This is a genomic window from Porphyromonas sp. COT-108 OH2963 (assembly GCF_000768895.1).
GTDB classification, from domain to species: Bacteria; Bacteroidota; Bacteroidia; order Bacteroidales; family Porphyromonadaceae; genus Porphyromonas_A; species Porphyromonas_A canoris.
Genome location: NZ_JRAP01000008.1, coordinates 448,237 through 466,460 on the forward strand (window position 1 = coordinate 448,237; position 18,224 = coordinate 466,460).

Sequence of the window (18,224 nt, forward strand, 5' to 3'; positions counted from 1 at the left end):
CATGAAACAAATTCACATCATAGCCCTGTTGGGCATTGTACTGATATGCTTTACCTCCTGCAAGAACAAGAACAATTCGGGAGGGGATGTAAAGAACTACTACACTGTAACCTTTGATGCGGATGGCGGTACGCCTGTTCCTCCTGCCCAGAGAGTGGAAAAAGGAAAAACGGCAACAGTGCCTTCTCCTGTCCCAACCAAGCAAAACTTTCTGTTTATCGCATGGTCTTTGGACGGCACTAATGCTTACGACTTCCAAACTCCCGTTACCAAAGACATCACTCTAAAGGCTAAATGGCAAGAGGAGAGTATTGCAGAGTATTGGCAGGTGGCTTGGGAACTCAATGGAGGCACATGGACAGCAAACGATAATCACCCTACGCAAGTCCTCAAAGGAGGAACACTAACAGAGCCAAACCCTCCGACAAAAGATGGTCATACCTTTGAGGGTTGGTATAGAGAGGCTTCACTCATCAATAAAATCACCTTTCCGTACAATGTCAGTGGTGTTACAAGCGATTTGACACTCCATGCAAAATGGAAAGCGAAAGCACCTCAGCCCAATCCGACAGCACCTGGAGTTTATGTTGCAGGCACAGATCGTACAGAGGCGAACGGGCTTGTTGCAACCATTTGGAAAGATGGTAACGTATTCAAACGCTTCCCGGAAGATAATGTTACGCGTGGTACTTCCGTTTTTGTAGGAGCGCAGAAAGTTTACTCGGTAGGGATACGTTCCGGGAAGTATTACTCTGCCATGTTTTACGAAGATGATCAGAGCAAAAGCTATCCGCTATACTCCCGTGCTTACTCCGTATTCGTTTCGGGAGAAGATATTTATGTAGCAGGAGATGCCAATGATGATCCTTGTCTGTGGAAAAATCATAAACAGATAAAGTTACCAAGCAAGAGCAATTATAATGGAAAGGCAAGATCGGTCTTTGTTTCGGGAAACGATGTTTACGCAGCTGGTTATTTATTATCGAGTAGTGGCAAAAAAGATATAGCCGTGCTTTGGAAAAATGACCAACTCGTAGAATTATCGGACGGCAAGACCGCTGCAAGAGCCCATTCTGTTTACGTTTCGGGGAAAGATGTCTATGTTGTAGGAGAAGAAACCTCCGGTTCTCCTCAAGCAATTTTATGGAAAAACAGTGTGCCCGTTCAGCTTCCGAAGGGAGATTTTGACCATCTCGTTGCAAGGTCTGTATCTGTCTCCGGAGGTGATGTCTATATTGTGGGAGAGGCGAGAAAAGGCGTTAGTGAATTTTATGCTATCCTTTGGGAAAACAATAAGATAACCAAGCTGGGATACAAGGCAAAGGCATCTTCTGTTGCTGTATCGGAAAAAGATATTTACGTGGCAGGATATGAATCCGATATAAGAGAGGATCAGACTCGTGCCGTAATGTGGAAAAATGGAACAAAGACCATATTAGGTAACTCCTCTTCAGTTGCTCGTCACATTTTCATAAAGGAATAAAAGGCAGAAGAAATACTAAAACAACCATCACCGAGAGAGTTTATCTCTTCGAGAGAGTAAAATCTTTTTGGGGCGGTTTATAGCAATTCTAAAAATGAAACTTCTCACAAGTTTAGGTGCTGAAACGATAAACATGAAAACAAAGATGAAAAATATACACTTCATAACCCTGTTGGGCATTGTACTGATATGCTTTACCTCCTGCAAGAGCAAAAACGATCCGGGAGAAGATGTGAAGACCTACTACACCGTAACCTTTAATGCGGATGGCGGTACGCCTGTTCCTCCTGCTCAGAGAGTGGAAAAAGGGAAGACGGCAACCGTGCCTTCTCCTGCGCCGACCAAGCAAAACTTTCTGTTTGTTGCTTGGTCTTTGGATGGGACGAATGCTTATGACTTCCAAACTCCCGTTACCAAAGACATTACTCTAAAGGCTAAATGGCAAGAGGAGTCTCCGGATGAAGATCTCGTCATAGACAAGACAACGCTGACGCTACGTACAACAGACCGAGAGCGTCTATCCGTAAGCGGGAATAAGGGAGCGGTGTCCTGGAGCAGCTCCAATAAGGAGGTTGCCAAGGTAGATGCGGATGGCGTGATTACGGCAACAGGAGAAGGTTCGGCGGTAATCACTGCAACCTCAGGCAACAAAAGCGCAACGTGCAGTGTGAGTGTTGCCTATTCCGTACTGGCTGTGGGAAAAGATTATGACGGCAGACTGGTCTTGCTCAAAAACGGGAAGGATTTCAACCTTGGAAGTTACGCTCCGGATGCGACCATCAAATCCTCTGTTTTCGTTTACGATGGGGATATATACGTTACAGGGAACAGAGGTGAGAATTATGGCGGAACGAGATATAAAGATCTCTATGTCATGAAAATAAAATCTCCTCTACCCGGTGGAACATTCGAGACAGACTCTAAAAAGATGGAGCGTAAAGGCATCATGGCTTTTTCTGAAGGGCTCTTCATCACCAATGGAGACGTATATGTCGCTGGGTACGAAGTGGCAAAGCGTCCCAACTATCAGAGCACTTACCAACGTGCAGTGCTGTGGAAGAATGGGAAGATGCAGACCCTTGAGGACAATCCTTCGGCAGAACCCGAAGCCCGATCCGTATTTGTCTCCGGAACGGATGTCTATGTCGTGGGAGACTATGGCGGTGGCGTGCTTTGGAAAAACGGTACAAGGATGGATCTTGCATCTCCCGATGGAAGCAAAAAGACGGATGCTTACTCCGTGTTTGTATCGGGAAACGACATCTATATAGGTGGAGCGGCTATCTATCAGGATAAACCGATAGATACAGGAAAGCCTCTGATATGGAAAAATAATGTACCTTTCGTCTGGGGCAAGCAGGGTGGCATCTACTCCATATTTGTTTCCGGCAACGATCTCTATGCTTCCGGCTATGGTCCTAAAGGGACGGTCTGGAAGAACGGAACGGTGGTAAGCACCTTGGGAAGTGCGTTGGTGCGCTCTGTATATGTGTACGCCGGAAAAGTGTATGCGGTCAGCAATGACGGCATCTGGATAGATGGAGAAAAACAGCCTTGGCCCGCAGCTTATCTGCACAGTGTATTTGTGAAGTGATTGTTGTTTAACCTCTCCCACAGATGGGATAAAAACAGAACATAATTATGAAAAAAGGAAAAACATCATTGCCTGCTGCTCTCACACGCAGAGTGCTCACGGCAGTGGTATGCGTGATGATCGGACTCGGTGGTATCTATGCACAGTCCGGTGGATGGAGCTCTACCAAACGGATTCAATGGGGCGTGAAAGGGGGCATAAACTTTTCACAGCTCAGCTTTGAGAAGTCCGAAGGAGGGAGCTTGGAGAGTAAAAGTGTAGTGGGAGCATTGGCTGGGGTCTCCGTTGCCTATGCCTTCAATCCCAAGTGGCGTCTTCACTCCGGACTGGAGATGAGCTTGAAAGGATTTTCCGCAGGCATTACGGGCAGCAGCAGTGTGCTTACGGTTCGGGCAGGTTACCTGCAACTCCCTTTGGAAGCAGGATACGCTTTCACTTTGGGAGGGTGGAACCTGGAGCCTCGACTCGGACTCTATTTCGCTTATGGCGTGGCAGGCAAATACTCCATATCGGAAACACCTGTCAATAAAAACACTTTCGGAGATCAATTCCTGAACAGATTCGATGCCGGGCTAAGGGTTGGATTCTATACGAATAACGATAAGATCATTGTCGGACTGGGAGGAGAGATCGGGACGACAGAGGTTAATGGGAAAAAGTTTATCGTTTCGGGAGGAACAGTGAGCCTGCAAAATTTCTCCATCAGTGTGGGTTACCTGTTCTGATCCGAAGCGTTTACAAATGGTGTTGAACGGTATTAAAAGATACTCTATCCGTGTATAGTTTTTGAAATCAAGGCACGATTGGCGGAAGTCGTGCTTTGTCTCTAAAAAATCGGGGCTTGATTGGTACCAACCAAGCCCCGGTTTCTGTTTCTTAATATGGATAGAGGAGAAAATAAATCTGTTCAGCAGAACTTTCAAACAGGTTCGGAAAGAGTCTTAAAGCCTATCAAGCGCAACTTCTCTTCCACATCTGCCGACATCTCTCTGCTTACAACGGTGTAGGCATGCGGTTCGCGAGGGTAGAAATACTCCTTGCGCTGCTGCTCGAACGGCATCCGCTTCTCCCTCATCCGGCTGTCTATCTCCGTGAGGTCGAGTGTGCGGAGGAGGGCATGCAGTATCGCATCCGGGTCGGAGGCATCCAATGTGATGTTTGGGTCTGCAGGAGGGGGAGGCGTCATCTGCTCTATCAGGTGCGAACCCTCTATTCCGAAGAAGTCGCATCCGTTTTTCACGCAGGCGACGGCACCGTTGCACTTACCGTCTGCACTGAATCCGGCGACATGAGGAGTGGCAATGAGAGTTTCTGCCAACAGCCTGTCGGAGATGTTCGGCTCGTTTTCCCAGCAGTCTATTATCACGTTGGAGATCTGCCCCGTGCGGATTCCCTCCAGCAGTGCTTCCGTTTCGGTTACCGCTCCACGGCAGGCATTGATGATGATGGGCTTTCTCTTAAGAAGCGGCAGGGCAGAAGAGTCGAAGAGGTGATAAGTGGCATATCTTCCCTCTTTGGTCAGTGGCGTATGAAAAGAGATAATATCCGCTTCGCCATATATCTGTGCAATCTCCACAAAATCCGCACCGCCCTCTTTTTCTGCCCGTGGGGGGTCATTGAGAAGAACCTTCATACCCAATGCTTCGGCGTACTTCGCTATGAGAGAGCCCACGTGTCCCACTCCGATGATACCGATAGTCTTTCCCCGGAGGCTGTATCCGGAGTGGAGCGCATAGAGTGCCAGAGCGGAAGATAGAAAGTGTGCCACGGCGTTGGCATTACAGCCGGGGGAGTTGCGCCAAGCTATACCATTGACATCGCAGTAGGCTGTGTCGATGTGGTCGAAGCCGATTGTCGCCGTTGTGATGAGCTTCACGCTGCTGCCTTCAAGGAGTGCGGCGGTGCACTTCGTGATGCTCCGGATGATGAGCCAATCTTTATCCCCTACCGTTTCGGGGGTAAACTCCGAAGAGGGGAGATAAGTAACCTCCCCAAGATGCTCCAATACCCCGCGAAGGTAAGGCACGGAGCTTTCTGCCAAAATCTTTATGCGTCCGGACATAACAGGGGTCTTTACTTTGCGGCTTCGGCTATGGCGTGCAGCCTCATCTGCTTGAGCATGGCAGAGAGACCGTTGCTCCGTGTGGGAGAGAGGTGTTGGTAGAGTCCGATACGATCGACAAAGTAGAGATCTGCCTTGGCAATATCTTCCGCTTTCTCCCCGTCCAACACTTTGAGCAGCATGGATACAATGCCTTTGACTATCACGGCATCGCTTGAGGCGTGATAGTGAATAGTGCCGTCGGGCATCGTTTCGGGAGCGATCCATACCCTGCTCTGGCATCCCTCTATAAGGTATTGCGGTATCTTAAGGCTCTCGTCCATAGGAGGGAGATCATTCCCCATCTCTATGATGAGAGCATATTTGTCCATCCAGTCGTCAAAAAGTGAAAATTCTTCTATAAGCTCGTCTTGCTTCTGATTGATAGTACTCATATATGATGTATGCTATTTGCCGTTTTCTTTGTCCCGAAGCACTTCCCACACCACATTGCCTACGGCTTGGAGCGTATTGCGGTCGATGACCTCCATATTATCGTTGTGGGTGTGCCAGTAGTGCCCAAAACCCTTCTCGGTATTGGGGTCGTAATTGATGATGTCCACGCACGGAATACCCAGCCCAAGCATTACGAAGACATGGTCATCCATGATGGGACCTCCCATTTTGTTTATAAAATAGTTGCCGTAGCCTAAAGAGGCGGCTTTGGACCAGATCATGGAGGTGAGCCGTCCGGCATTCTCCTGCGAGTAGAACTCTCTGTGAAACTTTGCGTTCTTGGATCCGACCATGTCGAGCAGGATACCAAACTCGGCACTGTACCCTTTCTTGTGGGGGTTGGAAGACCAATATTGAGATCCCAAAGCCCAGCTGCTGCTCTCTCCGGTCTCCATAACGCCATCCGGTACACCATAGTCTTCGGCATCCATGAATATGATGTCTATGCCGTAGTTGGCAAATCCGTTCTCCGAGATATTGCGTGCCAGCTCCAGCAAGACCCCTACTCCGCTTGCTCCGTCATCGGCTCCGTCTATCGGGAGATGGCGTTTGCTTGAGTCTTTGTCATGGTCTGCAATGGGGCGTGTATCCCAGTGAGCGAAGAGCAGGATGCGCTTGGCTCTTTCGGGCATATACTCCGCGATGATGTTTTGTGCTTTAAGCAGCGTGCCGTCGTAGGCTTTGAGGTCTGCGCGCTGCCTTGTCACGGCAAATCCGTAACGCTCAAGGGTCTCCACGAGATAGTCTGCGCAGCGTGCGTGTCCCGCACTGTTAGGCACTCTCGGTCCGAATGAGACCTGACGTTCGATGTGCATATAGGCGCTGTCTGCACGGAAAGGAGTTTCCACAGCCATGGGAGTCTGGGAGGCGGAAGCCTCTGTGTTGTCTTCCTGTTGGGAATTGTTGCTCTTGCTGTCGCAGGAGGCGCATATCCCCAAAGAGCATACCGCCACGGAAAACAAGAGTGTAAGCAATCTGTTCATCTTATCTATTCTGTCTGTTCGGAGCCGTTGTAGACCAACGCCAACCGGTTATTCTTATCAAACATCCGCTGTGCCGCCGCTTGAATCTGCTCGGCAGTGATGGCGCGGATCTTGTCTATAATCACCTCCAAAGGTTCAAACTCTTTGTCGTAGAGCGACAACTTCCCGAGAGACAGAAAGGTCTGCTCTGTCTGCTCTGCACTTATGGAGAGCTGTCCGGCTGTCTGTTTAAGAGCCGCTTGAAGCCTTGCCGGAGAGAGCTTATTCTGCATCAACTCATCCAAAATCCGGTGTACCAGATTCAATGCACGCTTGCGATAGCCGGGATCGCAACCGAAATAGATCTGCCAATAGCCTGCATCGCTAAGCCCGGTAAGGGATGCCTCCACGTTGTAGACCCATCCGCGCTTCTCCCGAAGAGCCACATTCAGACGGCTGTTCATGCCCGGACCGCCAAGGATGTTCATCAGGACAGAGGCAGACTGCCTCTCTTTGTCGTACATATCGGGACCCATGCCGCCAAGAACCACATGACTCTGATAAGAACCGCGCTCCACCTCGTGCAGAGAAGAGGTAAGGAGCTTTTGAGGAGCCTGCGAAGAGATCTCGGAAAGGGATGCAAAAGGATCGAAATGACGCTCTCCCAGCTCTATGATACGCTTCAGGTTGGTGGGTCCCATACAGAAAAAGAGCATTCTGTCGGGGGTAAAGTTGTCCCGGACATAGCGGACACAATCCTCTCTTGTCATCTTCAGAAGCGACTCTTTAGTGCCAAGAATCCTTCTGCCTAACGGATGACCGGGAAAAAGAAGCGCCTCAAAGTCGTCGAAGATCTGCTCTCCGGGCGTGTCTTTATAGACGTTGATCTCGTCCATCACCACGGTTCGCTCCCTCTCCAGTTCGTGTACGGGGAATGTGGAACGAAAGCATATATCGCCGATCAACTCCATTGAACGTCCGATCTCACCCTTAGGCGCAATGGTGTATATAAATGTATCCTCTTTCGTGGTAAAGGCATTGAGCTCTCCGCCAATGGCTTCCATCCTGTTGAGTATATGCCATGCCTTTCGCCCGGTAGTGCCCTTAAACAGCATGTGTTCAACGAAGTGAGCGATGCCTTCTATACCTTCCGTCTCGTGCCGTGTACCGGATCGGATGCCCATACCGGCGTATGTCACGGCTCCTTTGGTGGGAAGAAAAACCACTCTGATACCGTTACTGAGTGTGTAGTGCTCTATTTTCATCGTGGGAAGTTACAAATTCTTTTTCATACGTACCGTTGCAGAGGTGTATCCGAAGCTGTTCGGGGAATTTATTTTAAGGAATAAAGGTAGTTTGTATTGCACAATACCAAATTTGTATTATCTTTGCAGTGAAATACCAAGAACAGACAAAAGATATGCTAGCAGTAGAAAATGTAAAGTCGCAAATGAGAAAAGGGATACTGGAGTACTGTATCCTGCTCATCGTAAGCCAGAAAGAGGCTTACAGCAACGACATTATAACCCAGCTGAAAGCTACGGAGCTGATAGTGGTGGAAGGTACTCTCTATCCGCTTCTGACGAGATTAAAAAACGATGGATTGCTATCCTACGTTTGGATTGAGAGCACTCAGGGCCCCCCTCGAAAATATTACAGACTCACCCCCAAAGGGCAGGAGTTTCTGAACGAACTGCATCCTGCATGGGAAGAGATACGTAAAGCGGTAGACGGCCTTGCGGCTAAAAGCATAGAACTTAATAACCCTCCTATTTCTGAGTAACAGACGATGAAAAAGACCGAAACAGTAAGCATTGCCAAGCGTTCGTTTCAGATAGAGAACGATGCGTATAACCTGCTGGATAGCTACATCCGTAACCTTGAGGCTCACTTCGCCAAAAGTGATCCTTCGGGGGAGATAGTGGCAGACATAGAAGAACACATTGCCGAGCTTTTTGAGGAACACACCCGCCAAGGAGTGTATGTGCTCACCATGGAGGATATTAAAAGCGTCATAGAGAGAGTGGGTAGCGTGGATGAGATCATCCATAGCGATCCGGAGAGTGAAGCGCAACAGGAGAAGAAGCCGGGCAGTGAAACACCTCCTCTCCCCCCTTTACCTCCGAAGTCTCGTCCTCGTCAGCGGAGAAAGACCTACTATCGCCATCCGACCAACAGGTGGTTCGGCGGTGTGCTTGGCGGACTCGGTTCGTACTTTAAGATAGATCCGCTCTTCCTTCGCCTTATTACCCTCCTGCTGTTGCTCACTCCGATGAGTTACTACATCATAGTGCTGTACGTTGCCGTATGGTTCTACATCAACGAAGCGAAGAGCATCGCCGAACTTCTTGAGATGGAAGGAGAAGAGGTTACAGCCAATACCATCTGGCAGAAAGTATCTTCATCCGCAAGCTCATCCGGCTTGGGAGAAGAGAGAAGCGGCTCCTCGCCGATTCCCGGAAGCTTCAATCGTCTGAAAGAGGAGGCAGACAGAATACTCCCGGTAGAGAACAAGCAGAAGCGCACCATCCTTATCACGGCAATGGTAGCCGTCGGAGCCATCCTGCTGATAGCTCTTCCGTTCCTTCTGTACAAGACACACATGTTTGGCAGCTACTTCTATATGGGCAATACATTCAATCACCTTGTAGATAACGTGCTACCGACATTTGCCGGAACATTCGGAGTGTTCATCCTTATACCGATCATCCTCCTCATCCTGCTTGTAATGGTGTTCTTCTTTGCACTTTCGGTGGTACCCACGGGGCTTATTCTGCGCACCGAAAAGTGGAATATATACACCAAAACCATACTGATAGTGCTATGGTTCATATTCCTAAGCTGGGTTTTCTAATACACTAAACATAAACTTCTTCAGAGAAGAGGTTAGAAGTCGGGCTCTGTTTGGATTAGAGATTTGTAGAGTTCCGATTTCTAACCTCTTTGTTTTTCCGAACGTAATAGTTTTCTTACCTTTGCTTCAAACGAGATCATCCCATGAGTAAAGAGAATTCCGCCATAGTGGTAGGCTTCGATGCCAAGCGCATCGTAAAGAATCAGACCGGTTTAGGTAATTATAGCAGATACATCGTAGAAACTCTTGCGAGATATGCTCCGGAGGTTACGCAACTCCTTTCGACTGCCGAAGTGGGCAAGAAGGAGCTGTACGAGAGTCTGCTTGCCTACTCGCAAGTGAAGCTGGTACTGCCTCCAAGCAGCATCTTCAACAGAATGCCCTACTTCCAAGCCTATTGGAGAAACAAAGGGGCACTGCCTCAACTTCGAGGCAAGGGCATGACCATCTACCATGGTCTGTCCAATGAGCTGCCATCGGATATTACCACACTGGATGTCCCGTCCGTGGTTACGATGCACGACTTGATATACGAGCGATTCCCACAGTTCTACTCCCCCGTTGATGTAAAGCTGTACAGACACAAGTACGAACGCTCTTGCCGGGAAGCCACACACATCATCGCCGTAAGCGAATGCACCAAAAGAGATCTCATAGAAATCTATAAAATCCCCGAAAATAAGATAAGCGTCATCTATCAGGGATGCGCCGGAATCTTCAGGAAAAGGCTGACACCGTTTCAGATAGACAAGGTTACCGGTGAGTACCTTCTGCCTTCGGAATACATCCTGACCGTAGGCACGGTGGAGGAGAGAAAGAATGCGGGGCTCATCGTGGAGGCTCTCAGCAAGATGAAGAACAGCATCATCCCGCTGGTCATCGTAGGCAGAGAGACCAAGTATGCCTATAAAGTGAAACAGATAGCACACCGTCTCGGTGTGGAACATCGCCTGATATTCCTCGAAGGAGTGCCCTCTCAGGATCTGCCTGCCATGTATCAAGGGGCTTCTCTGTTTGTCTATCCCTCCCTCTATGAAGGCTTCGGTATTCCGGTATTGGAGGCTCTTTGCAGCCGGATACCGGTGATAGCTGCCACCGGCAGCTGCTTGGAAGAGGCAGGCGGACCGCATTCGCTCTACTGCGATCCTAAGAATGCCGATGATCTTGCACAGCTTATGGACAGGGCTTTGGAGGATGAAGAGCTGAGAGAAAAGATGATTGCGGAAGGAGAAGAGTGGAGCAAGAAGTTCTTGCCGGAGCATACAGCGGTTCAGCTGACCGAACTCTACCGAACGCTCCAACAACAATAGGATAAAAAAGGGCCCTTTTTCAGACCTCTGAGAAAGGGCATTTTTATATATTCCATCCCGAAAAATGCCCACTTTTTTCGGTCTCTCTATTTTGGTCGGAGGGGTCGTTTCCGGAGCACGACCGAACTGTTAAATTCACCCCGATTTATTAACACAATTTCCGACACCTATTTACCCAAAACGATAAAGCAGTATATTTTGTCGGCTTAACGTGTTTAATTTTTCAATGAACACGTTTACCGATTTCATTTAATACGTTTACCGATTTCAATTAAAGCATTTAGCCAAAAACATTAAGGTGCTAAGAATCAAACACCTACACATCTTCGTCCTAAAAAGCCCCTGAAAAGGAGAATTTCTTTATTAGGAAACGTTTACAGATCGAGGCGTTAAAATTCACACCAATTAACGCGAAAAGAGCCCATGAAACGGACTGAGAAAAAATTTTTTTCGAAAATGCGAAGAATTTATATCAGACTGTTCGTTAGATATTTATGAGAATATTTGGAATTCCAAAAGCAAAAATCGGGGCAGAAAGGCCCTCCAAGCGAAGGAGAAGAGAGAGTCCGATTTTTATATAAAAGCTCCCTGGCAAAAAAGGTGTTCGGACAGGCTCTTCCGGACAAATCTGAACGGACACATTGCCAAACAACGAAAAAGTTGTACCTTTGCAGAGATTTATACACCTCAAGGCACAGGATGAACGCATATACCATCTCTTTTAAGAGCATCAAACAAGACGAAGAGACCTTTGAGTTTCCCCTGGATTCGGGCTTTTGGAAGAGGCAGGAGAGTGATGAAATCCTGGATGGAGATGTCATGGCAATAGTTCACGTTGCTCACGGAGCGGGCGGAACGTTTGAGTTGGAGCTTGATTTTCAAGGCACAGTGTCTGTGGCTTGTCATCGCTGTACCGCTCCACTCACTGTGGATGTAGATTCTGTGTCTGAGCTTGTGGTAAAGTACGGAGACGAATATTTGGATAACGGCGATGACCTTATCATTATTCCGGAAAGAGAAGGTACGCTTGATCTCTCGGAGATCATGTACGAACTTGTTCTCTTTTCTCTGCCTTTTACCTGCAAGCACCCTATCGACGAGTGCAATCCGGAGATGCTAAAGTATCTTGCCGGCTCTGAAGAAGCGGAGGAGGATGCCGACGAATGGGAAGAGGATGAAGAGTGATACTCCGGACGGAGTGTCTTTAGGCTTTTGGAACTAATGAACAAATAAAAATAATAGACTATGGCACATCCTAAACGAAGACAGTCGAAGGCTAGAACAGCCAAGCGTAGATCACATGATCACGCAGTAGTACCTACAATTGCTAAGTGTCCAAACTGTGGCGCATGGCATAGATATCACACCATCTGCGGTGAATGTGGATACTACAGAGGTCGTATCGCTATCGAAAAAGGCGAAAACCTATAACCCTCTTTAGAGGTAGGCAATGGGAGACATTCTGAGACATAAATAGAAGTCGACCGCCAAAGCACTAAGCTATCTGTTCTTTTTCTCGAAAAGATTGAGTAGCTTAGTGCTTTCTTTTTACACTATGTACCAAACACTAATAACATGAACAGAATTCACGCAGCCATTACTGCAGTAGGCGGATATGTTCCCGACAAAATAGTTACCAACGATGATATCGCCCAAATGGTGGATACATCGGACGAGTGGATCATGACCCGTGTCGGTATCAAAGAAAGACGTAAACTGGAAGATCCACAGCTCGGTTCTTCATATATGGCAATTCAAGCCGTAAAAGATATGCTTGAAAGACACAGCATAGACCCTAAAGAGATAGAGGCTATCGTACTTTCGACCAACTCCCCGGACTATCCGATACCCAATACATCCAGCCGTGTGGCTCTGGAAACAGGCTGTACCAACGCATTCGCATTCGATATCTGCGCAGCATGCCCCGGCTTCCTCTATGGTCTTGAAATCGCATCGGGCTTTATCATGAGCGGTCGATACAAGAAAGTACTTGTGGTATGTACGGAAAAGATGTCCGCCATCATAGACCCGCAAGACCGTGCCACCGCTCCTCTATTCGGGGATGGAGCAGGCTGTGCTCTGATAGAACCTTGCGCTCCGGAGTATGGACTGCAAGACTCTATCATACGTACAGACGGGACAGGACTTCCTCACCTTACAATCAAGGCAGGCGGATCTATCCAGCGTCCTACGACAGACACCGTGGAAAACAGAGAGCACTATGTGTTCCAAGACGGACAGACCGTGTTCAAAGCCGCTGTATCTTCCATGGGAGATACCACTCTGGAGCTTATGGAACGCAACAACCTCTCTGCCGATGACATTAAATGGGTGGTTCCTCATCAGGCTAATATGCGCATCATAGACGCTGTGGCAAGAAGAATGGGCTTCTCTAAAGAGCAGCTTGAAGAGAAAGTGATGATCAACATTCACAAGTTCGGCAACACAAGCTCCGCTACTATTCCGATCTGCTTATGGGAATGGGAAAAAGATCTAAAGAAGGGAGATAAACTGGTTCTTACAGCTTTCGGTGCAGGATTTACCTGGGGCTCTTCCTACATCGTCTGGGCATACGACTACGACAAGAAGTAACGGTTCTTCCTTCCAAGACATAAAAAAAGAAGAGATACTCGGTTGGAGTATCTCTTCTTTTTTTATTGTATTCGAGACTACAGCTCTTTAATGTACGCCCTTCTTGTCTTGTGATGTACACGCTCGAAGTAGTTCCACTGCATCTGAACAGCCTGATTGCTTTCCAGTTCAGGGTTACTTTCACAATATTCCACCCCAAGCCTTTGGAAAATAGGGATAAGATCTCGGAAGATGAGAGCATTGATCCCTTTGTTTTGATACTCCGGCAAGATTCCGATGAGGTAAAGATCGACCACTTTTGGGCGTGATTTCAAAGCCTTCAGCAGGTGTAAAATACCCACAGGATAGAGCTTCCCTTTGGCTTTCTGTATGGCACGACTAAGGTTCGGAAGAGAGATGGCAAAACCTATAACCTTATCGTCCGGTTCCTGAGTAATAACCGTAACCAACTCTATCCGCAACATCGGAAGATATGTTTTGACATAGAACTCTATCTGTTCCGTAGAAAGCTCGGAAAATCCGTACAGATGCGCGTAGGCTTTATTGAGAGTATAGAAGATACTCTTTATGTATGGCATAATCTCCTTTACGGATGAGAACTTCCGCACTTTCAGATTATATTTTTGCTGTACAAGATCTGCTATACGCAAATGCTTTTCGGGAATCTCTTTGGGGACGTATATCTTATACTCTTTCCAGTCTTGATCTTTCTGGTATCCCAATGCCTCTATCTGCTTGGGATAGTAGGGATAGTTGTAGATAGTTGCAATGGTTCCAAGCTGATCGAAACCGTGAACAAGAAGCCCTTGATGATCCAAATCTGAAAAGCCCATAGGGCCGTGGATGATCTCCATTCCCTGTTTACGACTCCACGCTTCTACGGCATGAAACAGAGCGGAAGAGACTTCCGGATCATCAATGAAATCAACCCAGCCAAAACGTGCATAGGACTGGTTCCAAACCTCATTGGATTTATAATTGATGATACCGGCTATACGCCCCGCAACTTCTCCGTCTTTGTAGGCAAGAAAATAGATCACATCGCAAAACTGAAATGCCGGGTTCTTCTTGCTGTCGAGCGTAACCAATTCTTCCGACTCGATCTGGGGAACAAAGTATGGATTGCCTTTGTAGAGCTTTCTGGGAAAAGCCACAAAGGCTTTCATATCTTCCCTTGTTCGGGCTTCTCTTATCTCTATTTTGCTCATGAATGTTCCGATTAAAATCTCTTTTCTACCACTGCTTGTACTACATTAAGAATATAGTCGCCCAAACGTTCTCCCTCGTTAATGATGTCGTGGTAGTAAACTCCCTCCTGATAAGTATATTCTTTAGAGTTTATCTCATCAAGACTACTGATCTGAACATCATTGCGGAAGTTGTTTATTGCATTTTCGATATTGTATGACTCCAATGCGTCATCCGGTTGTACTTCAGACTTCGATAGTATAAAGTTCATCCGCTGGAGAGCCTTGGCGTTCAGATCCAAAAGATGCAAGATATTCTTTTGCATCTGAGGCGTGGAATTGGCTTTATGATCTTCTCTCCGCTTAATGTTCTTGGCAAGATTGTAGCAAGAGTCGCCGATACTTTCTATCTCTGTTACGGCACGTATGATGTTGCGAATATGTTCCTTACCTTCGGCACTCAACCGACCTTCACTTACCTTAGAGAGATAGTTTGCAATCTCCAGTTCCATACGGTCGCAGATGTTTTCATACTTCTCAACACGATTGTAGGTCTCTGCAAATTTCTCTTCATCTTCCTCCACAACCAGCTCTTTTACCATATCGAGCATGCGTGATGTGCGCTCTCCAAATACTGCCATCTCTTTCTGAGCCTGTGCAATGGAAAGCTCCGCAGTGGAAAGCATACCGAATGATATATATTTCAACTGGAACTCCTCGCCCTTGCTCTTCTGCTTTTTATCAGGAATAATCTTGCGACAGATGTAAACATAAACATTTACAAACCATATCATGATCAAGACGTTGAAAACATTAAACAGCGAGTGGAATAGAGATAGACCGAAAGAAACAGCTGTTATGCCCGTGTTCCGCATCTCAATATCCTGCAATAGAGCCGGGTCTGAAATCTGACTGATATCGGTCTCCAATAGTGCTGCTCGCTCCGGCCCTAACTCTGCAAGGAAGTTGAATAGCATTCTTGGATCGCCCGGCCCGTAGTTGGAAATAATATGGACAACCAGCTTGATGAATGGCGTAAAGAATATAAGGGCAAAAAGAACCCCAAAGACATTGAACAGCAAGTGGGCTATGGCTGTACGACGTGCGGTAACATTGGCTCCGATCGCTGCGATATTTGCGGTAATGGTTGTTCCGATATTCTCTCCCAAAACCATTGCAGTGGCAAGCTCGAAAGAGATCCAGCCTTTAGAACACATGATAAGTGTTATTGCAACAGTTGCACTGGAGGATTGAACCACCACGGTAAGGATGGTTCCGATAAACATAAACAGGATTGTCGATCCGAATCCACCGGAAGCATAATCCTTTAGAAACTCCAATGCCTGAGGGTGATTCTTGAGATCGGGTACACTGTCTTTGAGATACTGCAAGCCAATGAACAGGAAAGCAAAACCTATGATAAACTCTCCCCAAGACTTCCTATTACTCTTTCCCGAAAAGATAAAAGGGATACTGAGAGCAACGATGGGTACTGCATAAGTGGCAATATCTATCTTAAAGCCAAAGAGAGAAATGACCCACGCCGTAACGGTAGTACCGATATTTGCCCCCATGATAACGGAGATTGCCTGCCCCAATGTAACAAGCCCGGCATTGGCAAACGATACAACCATAAGGGTTGTAGCACTGGAAGACTGCACTAAAATAGTTATGAGCAAACCGGTAAAGATTCCAAAGACCCGGTTACTCGTCATGGCAGAAAGGAAATTGCGCAACCTGTCTCCGGCTATCTTTTGCAATCCTTCACTCATTACCTTCATCCCATAAAGGAATATACCCAAAGATCCTATGAGTTGAAGTATTTGAAAAAAACCAAAATTCATGTTTATGTAGCTTAGAATATTAGAAGCAGAAGTAGTAAATAAGTTTTTCGCTATCTTTACCTTTGTACAAAATAAATCAAAAAAAACCGAGTATAGAAATGAATAGCAGATTAAACATCGTTTTATCTCAAAAAAATAGAAGTATATCAGTTCCGAAGGGGATTACTCCTCTCGAAATTTTCAACCAATATATGGAGCCGATGAGTGCTCCGATAATGAATGCCCAGATAAACCATAAGACCGTTTCTTTAGCAGAACCTCTTTACGAAGAGTGTAACATCAGCTTTGTGGACTACACTCAAGAGTCCGGGATGAGAACCTATCTCCGAACATTTATTGCGTTATTGAGTAGAGCAGCGGTAAACCTTTCGGACTTAAGAGATCCGAGAATAGACTTCGAGCATGCCATATCCAACGGATATTATTGTGCTTGGGGATCAAGAGAGAATACACCTACTGCTTCTGAGGTTGAGGCACTAAGCCAAGAAATGAGATCTCTGATAAAGCGGGCTCTCCCTATAAATATCATCTCCATGCCTACGGATTCTGCCATAGAGTATCTCGAACAACGTGGAGAAGCATCAACGGCAGAGATGATACGGACACTTGGTCGATGCTACACGCCTTTAGTGGAAATAGAAGGTCATAGAGACTATATCTTCGGAAACGTTTTACCGAATACAAGTATGCTTTGGGATTTTATCTTAGAGCCTTTTCAGGATGGGATATTGATCCGTCTGCCTAAAAGATCCAATCACAAAGAGATCAACGAAAAGACCAACCAGCCAAAACTTCTCGAAACATTCAAGAATCACATCGAACTTCTTCGGACTCTGGATGTCGAAGAAGCCGGACCGATGAACTGTCTGCTTAGAGACAAAGACACGGCCGCAGAGCTTGTACAGGTATCGGAAGCGATGCAAGAGAAGCAGATTGCCGATATTGCACAGGAGATCTCATCACTTCATGCAGAAAGAGGAGTAAGGATTGTTCTCATTGCCGGACCATCTTCTTCGGGCAAGACAACAACATCAAAACGTCTGAGGACCCAGCTTATCACCAATCTTCTGCGCCCATTCACTCTTTCGTTGGACGACTTCTTTGTCAATAGAGAAGAGACTCCTCTGAACGAAGACGGCACATACGACTTCGAGAGTATCTATGCCTTGGATTTGCCATACCTGAATGAGACACTTACCAAAATCGTTGCAGGAGAAGAGGTAGAGCTTCCCACTTTCGACTTCACCACCGGTTCGAGAGTGTTCAAAGGCAATAAACTGAAACTGGGGAAAGAGCATATCCTGATCATCGAAGGCATTCACGCTCTCAATCCGGAGCTGACATCCCAAATTCCTCAAGAGAAGATTTATAGAATATATGTATCGGCACTGACCAGCATTACACTGGATCGTCTCAACTTCCTATCCACTTCGGACAACAGACTGATAAGGAGAATCATCCGGGACTCAAAGTATCGTAACCACAGCGCAGTACATACACTTGCCATGTGGAACAGTGTAAGAAGAGGAGAAGAGAAGTGGATATTCCCCTTCCAGGAGAATGCAGATGTTATGTTCAACAGTGCCATGCTGTACGAGTTGGCAGCTCTTCGCCCCATTGCAGAGCCTATACTTCGAGCCGTCAAACAGATCGAGCCGGAGTATGCCGAGGCACAGAGATTGCTGCATCTGCTTTCGCACTTCGAGCCGATAGGGCTGCGCTCTCTGCCTCCAACCTCTCTGCTAAGAGAGTTTATCGGGGGAAGCAGCTTCAAGTACTAAGTTCACTCTACCATAAAAAAGGGACTACATCATCCGGATGCAGTCCCTTTTTCTATCCCT

General features: G+C 47.0%; 16 protein-coding genes. 10 read left to right on the plus strand and 6 right to left on the minus strand.

Annotated elements, in window-relative coordinates:
* The first annotated feature begins 1 nt into the window (after position 1).
* From HQ39_RS05535 to HQ39_RS09225, 3 genes are all read left to right on the plus strand, one after another.
* Positions 2 to 1,483 carry an InlB B-repeat-containing protein gene (locus tag HQ39_RS05535; protein WP_036864404.1) on the plus strand — a complete coding sequence of 494 codons (1,482 nt, stop codon included), beginning with the start codon at positions 2 to 4 and terminating at the stop codon, positions 1,481 to 1,483.
* Positions 1,484 to 1,628: 145 nt separating this feature from the next.
* Positions 1,629 to 3,077, plus strand: coding sequence for an InlB B-repeat-containing protein (locus HQ39_RS05540; RefSeq protein ID WP_036864407.1), 1,449 nt, complete (start codon positions 1,629 to 1,631; stop codon positions 3,075 to 3,077).
* Between the two features lie 47 nt (positions 3,078 to 3,124).
* Positions 3,125 to 3,802 carry a porin family protein gene (locus HQ39_RS09225; protein ID WP_052079464.1) on the plus strand — a complete coding sequence of 226 codons (678 nt, stop codon included), beginning with the start codon at positions 3,125 to 3,127 and terminating at the stop codon, positions 3,800 to 3,802.
* A gap of 194 nt (positions 3,803 to 3,996) precedes the next feature.
* On the opposite strand, the gene pdxB is transcribed toward HQ39_RS09225, so the two are convergent.
* The 4 genes from pdxB to HQ39_RS05565 are packed head-to-tail and all read right to left on the minus strand — an operon-like array spanning position 3,997 to position 7,861.
* On the minus strand, positions 3,997 to 5,127 hold the full coding sequence (pdxB, locus tag HQ39_RS05550; RefSeq protein ID WP_036864590.1) for a 4-phosphoerythronate dehydrogenase PdxB: 1,131 nt from the start codon (positions 5,125 to 5,127) through the stop codon (positions 3,997 to 3,999).
* A 23-nt stretch (positions 5,128 to 5,150) separates the two neighbouring features.
* Positions 5,151 to 5,573: a SufE family protein gene (locus HQ39_RS05555; RefSeq protein WP_036864409.1), complete on the minus strand. Its 423-nt coding sequence runs from the start codon at positions 5,571 to 5,573 to the stop codon at positions 5,151 to 5,153.
* Between the two features lie 12 nt (positions 5,574 to 5,585).
* A complete protein-coding gene (locus HQ39_RS05560; protein WP_036864412.1) occupies positions 5,586 to 6,617 on the minus strand; it encodes a M28 family peptidase in 1,032 nt (343 codons plus the stop codon).
* Between the two features lie 5 nt (positions 6,618 to 6,622).
* Entirely contained in the window at positions 6,623 to 7,861 is a 1,239-nt protein-coding gene (locus HQ39_RS05565) for a M16 family metallopeptidase (protein WP_036790946.1), read from the minus strand.
* A gap of 155 nt (positions 7,862 to 8,016) precedes the next feature.
* Here HQ39_RS05565 and HQ39_RS05570 point away from each other — a divergent pair, with 155 nt between their 5' ends.
* From HQ39_RS05570 to HQ39_RS05595, 6 genes are all read left to right on the plus strand, one after another.
* A complete protein-coding gene (locus HQ39_RS05570; protein WP_036790944.1) occupies positions 8,017 to 8,379 on the plus strand; it encodes a PadR family transcriptional regulator in 363 nt (120 codons plus the stop codon).
* 6 nt (positions 8,380 to 8,385) lie between these two features.
* On the plus strand, positions 8,386 to 9,450 hold the full coding sequence (locus HQ39_RS05575) for a PspC domain-containing protein (protein WP_036790941.1): 1,065 nt from the start codon (positions 8,386 to 8,388) through the stop codon (positions 9,448 to 9,450).
* A 143-nt stretch (positions 9,451 to 9,593) separates the two neighbouring features.
* Entirely contained in the window at positions 9,594 to 10,760 is a 1,167-nt protein-coding gene (locus HQ39_RS05580; protein ID WP_052079466.1) for a glycosyltransferase family 4 protein, read from the plus strand.
* Positions 10,761 to 11,459: 699 nt separating this feature from the next.
* Positions 11,460 to 11,945 (plus strand): YceD family protein, encoded by a 486-nt coding sequence (locus HQ39_RS05590; protein WP_036790938.1) that lies wholly within the window; start codon positions 11,460 to 11,462, stop codon positions 11,943 to 11,945.
* A gap of 60 nt (positions 11,946 to 12,005) precedes the next feature.
* The gene (gene rpmF / locus HQ39_RS09415; RefSeq protein WP_081964552.1) at positions 12,006 to 12,191 is read left to right on the plus strand and encodes a 50S ribosomal protein L32; all 186 of its coding nucleotides are present in this window, start codon (positions 12,006 to 12,008) and stop codon (positions 12,189 to 12,191) included.
* A gap of 144 nt (positions 12,192 to 12,335) precedes the next feature.
* Positions 12,336 to 13,352, plus strand: coding sequence for a beta-ketoacyl-ACP synthase III (locus HQ39_RS05595; protein ID WP_036864415.1), 1,017 nt, complete (start codon positions 12,336 to 12,338; stop codon positions 13,350 to 13,352).
* A 77-nt stretch (positions 13,353 to 13,429) separates the two neighbouring features.
* Here HQ39_RS05595 and HQ39_RS05600 read toward each other — a convergent pair whose 3' ends face one another.
* Together HQ39_RS05600 and HQ39_RS05605 are read right to left on the minus strand one after the other, a co-directional pair.
* Positions 13,430 to 14,560 carry a hypothetical protein gene (locus tag HQ39_RS05600; RefSeq protein ID WP_036864418.1) on the minus strand — a complete coding sequence of 377 codons (1,131 nt, stop codon included), beginning with the start codon at positions 14,558 to 14,560 and terminating at the stop codon, positions 13,430 to 13,432.
* Positions 14,561 to 14,571: 11 nt separating this feature from the next.
* On the minus strand, positions 14,572 to 16,383 hold the full coding sequence (locus HQ39_RS05605) for a Na/Pi cotransporter family protein (RefSeq protein ID WP_036864421.1): 1,812 nt from the start codon (positions 16,381 to 16,383) through the stop codon (positions 14,572 to 14,574).
* 98 nt (positions 16,384 to 16,481) lie between these two features.
* On the opposite strand from HQ39_RS05605, the gene HQ39_RS05610 reads away from it, so the two are divergent.
* Positions 16,482 to 18,164: a nucleoside kinase gene (locus tag HQ39_RS05610; protein WP_052079467.1), complete on the plus strand. Its 1,683-nt coding sequence runs from the start codon at positions 16,482 to 16,484 to the stop codon at positions 18,162 to 18,164.
* Positions 18,165 to 18,224 lie beyond the last annotated feature (60 nt).